The sequence below is a fragment of the Mesorhizobium sp. M7D.F.Ca.US.004.03.1.1 genome (genome assembly GCF_003998635.1).
Taxonomy (GTDB): Bacteria; Pseudomonadota; Alphaproteobacteria; order Rhizobiales; family Rhizobiaceae; genus Mesorhizobium; species Mesorhizobium loti.
The window spans coordinates 1-2,620 of the sequence record NZ_RZQG01000828.1 but is presented as its reverse complement, the minus strand read 5'-3'; the positions used below and the strand labels follow the sequence as shown (position 1 = coordinate 2,620).

General features: G+C 64.6%; 2 protein-coding genes and 3 pseudogenes. All 5 read left to right on the top strand.

Going from position 1 to position 2,620, the window contains the following annotated elements; genetic code table 11:
- Window positions 1-341 (top strand): transposase (locus tag EN935_RS30510; protein WP_127373941.1); only part of this gene is annotated, 341 nt, incomplete at its 5' end.
- Window positions 338-690, top strand: a pseudogene (gene tnpB / locus EN935_RS30505) (IS66 family insertion sequence element accessory protein TnpB). The gene EN935_RS30510 and the pseudogene tnpB, both read left to right, overlap by 4 nt.
- A 69-nt stretch (window positions 691-759) precedes the next feature.
- A pseudogene (locus EN935_RS30500) lies at window positions 760-2,077 on the top strand (IS66 family transposase); the annotation flags it as partial.
- A gap of 49 nt (window positions 2,078-2,126) precedes the next feature.
- Window positions 2,127-2,429: a hypothetical protein gene (locus tag EN935_RS41005; protein WP_063169337.1), complete on the top strand. Its 303-nt coding sequence runs from the start codon at window positions 2,127-2,129 to the stop codon at window positions 2,427-2,429.
- Window positions 2,416-2,620, top strand: a pseudogene (locus EN935_RS30495) (recombinase family protein); the annotation flags it as partial. The gene EN935_RS41005 and the pseudogene EN935_RS30495, both read left to right, overlap by 14 nt.

Sequence of the window (2,620 nt, the reverse complement as noted above, 5' to 3'; positions counted from 1 at the left end):
ATGACAAGGCGCGGATCATCGCAGAGACGCTGGAGCCGAATGCGATCATTTCCGAGGTCGCCCGCCGTTATGGTCTCAGGCCGCAGCAGGTCTTCGCCTGGCGCCGCGAAGCGCGCAAACAGGCCGCTTCGGTGCAGCAAGATTCTCCTGCCTTTGTGCCGGCGGTTGTGGCGGCGGCGGAACCTGCAGCCAGCCGTTCACCGAAGCAGCGGAAACGGCAAGCCACCCGAGATGCCGGCATGATCGAGCTTGAGATCGACGGCATCGCGATGCGCGTCGGCCGGGGCGCCGATACCAAGACGGTGGCCGCAGTGATCCGCGCGCTGAAGGCGACGTCGTGATCGGGCCGACGGGTGCGGTCAAGGTCATGGTGGCGACGAAGCCCGTCGACTTCCGCAAGGGTGCGGAGGGATTGGCGGCGCTGGTGCGAGAGACAATGGGGGCCGATCCGTTCAGCGGGGCCGTCTACGTCTTCCGGGCGAAGCGGACTGACCGGATCAAGCTGATCTTCTGGGATGGCACCGGGGTTTGCCTGCTAAGCGTTTGGAGGATGGGGAGTTCCGCTGGCCGAAAGTGCATGACGGCATGATGCGGCTGACGGCCGCGCAGCTCTCGGCGCTACTCGAAGGTCTCGACTGGCGGCGAGTCCATGAGGCGCGCCGGACCCGCGTGCCAGCCCAGGCGGGCTGACCCGCGACGAAGTGAATCAGCCTAGATTCCGCTGTCGCGGGCTGTCGGCGAATATGGTCTGATCCGTTCATGGCGATGACGGCTGACCAGCTTCCCGACGATCCGGACGCGCTGAAGGCGATGGTCCTGGCGCACGACGTCGAGAATGCCCGTCTGATTCAGATCATCAAGGAATTGCAGCGTCACCGCTTCGGCCGGCGTGCCGAGACGCTCCCCGAGGATCAATTGCTGCTGGGGCTCGAAGAGGCGGAGCAGATCGAGGCCGCCGGTGAGGAAGAGAAGGAGCAATCTGCTCCCGCCGAGCGGCAAGCAAAGGCCACGAGGCGCCGGGCCAACCGGGGCGCGCTGCCACCCCATCTGCCGCGCGTGGAGATGGTCGTCGACATCGAGGACCATGCCTGCCCATGCTGCCGCAATGGCTTGCATCGGATCGGCGAGGACGTGAGCGAGCGGCTCGACATCGTTCCGGCGCAGCTGCGTGTAATCGTCGTGCGCCGGCCCAAATATGCCTGCCGCGCCTGCGAGGACGTCGTGGTTCAGGCTTCCGGCGCCGGCCCGGCTGATCGAGGGTGGTCTTCCGACCGAGGCAACGGTCGCCCAGGTGCTGGTCTCAAAATATGCCGATCACCTTCCGCTCTATCGTCAGGCGCAAATCTACGCCCGGCAGGGTATCAATCTCGATCGCTCTACGCTCGCCGACTGGGTCGGCCGCGCCGCCTGGCACCTGCGTCCGGTGCATGAGCGGCTGCTTGGCAAGCTGAAGTCCTCGGCAAAACTCTTCGCCGACGAGACGACCGCGCCGGTGCTCGATCCCGGCCGCGGCAAGACTAAGACAGGTCAACTCTGGGCCTATGCCCGCGATGACCGACGATGGGAGGGGAGCGACCCGCCGGGCGTCGCCTATGTCTATGCGCCGGACCGAAAGGCCGAGCGTCCGATCGCTCATCTCGCAGGCTTCACCGGAATCTTGCAGGTCGACGGCTATGGCGGCTATCGCGTGCTGGCCGACAAAAGCGGCGTCACGCTCGCCTTCTGCTGGGCGCATGTCCGTCGGCGCTTTTATGAACTGGCAGCAGCCGGTCCCGCGCCGATCGCCAGTGACGCGCTGAGACGGATCGCCGAACTCTACAAGATCGAGGATGACATCCGTGGCCGATCGGCCAACGAGCGCCGCGCGATGCGTCAGGACAAAAGCCGCGCCATCGTCGCCGATCTCGAACCCTGGCTGCGTGAGAAGCTCGGCCTGATCAGTCAGAAGACCAAGCTCGCAGAGGCAATCCGCTACACGCTCTCACGCTGGGAAGGCCTCTCGCACTTCCTTGACGACGGCCGCATCGAGATCGACAGCAACACCGTCGAACGCTCGATCCGTCCGATCGCAATCTCGGGGTCATTCTGCCCATGTTGGGCAGGAGGTCGAAGTCCCGTGCGCAGCAATGGATCTGGGCTCCCCGCGCGCGTCGCTTGCTGCACTGCTTGAACTGAACAAGCTCTTGATCCAGCGCCGTTTCCGGCGAGGCTCTCCGGATGGTTTCATCATCGGGGAGACTCAAAATGAGAACCTTGCCGCCACCGACACGATCTCTCGTGATCGTTCGCCAGCTCAGCATGCGCTCGACTCGCACAAGCTAGTCGGGCTGAGCGCAGCGCAACGAACGATCGTGATCGCCCGGCTCGCCAATGTGCTGATGGCCGCCGCCGGTATCGTGACGGAGGAGAGCCGCGATGACGAGCCGTAATCTGATTCCGGCCACCATCCTCAAGCGCAAGGCCGTTGTCTATGTACGTCAGTCCACGCAGGCGCAAGTGCAGCTCAATCTTGAGAGCCAGCGTCGGCAATATGAGCTGGTCGACGTCGCGCGGCGCTGGGGATTCCGCAAGGTTGAGGTGATCGACGAGGACTTGGGACGCACCGCAAGTGGAGCTGTGG

Coding starts and splice junctions, on each gene's coding strand:
- EN935_RS41005 (WP_063169337.1), top strand. CDS start 2,127: ATGGATCTGGGCTCCCCGCGCGCGTCGCTTGCTGCACTGCTTGAACTG.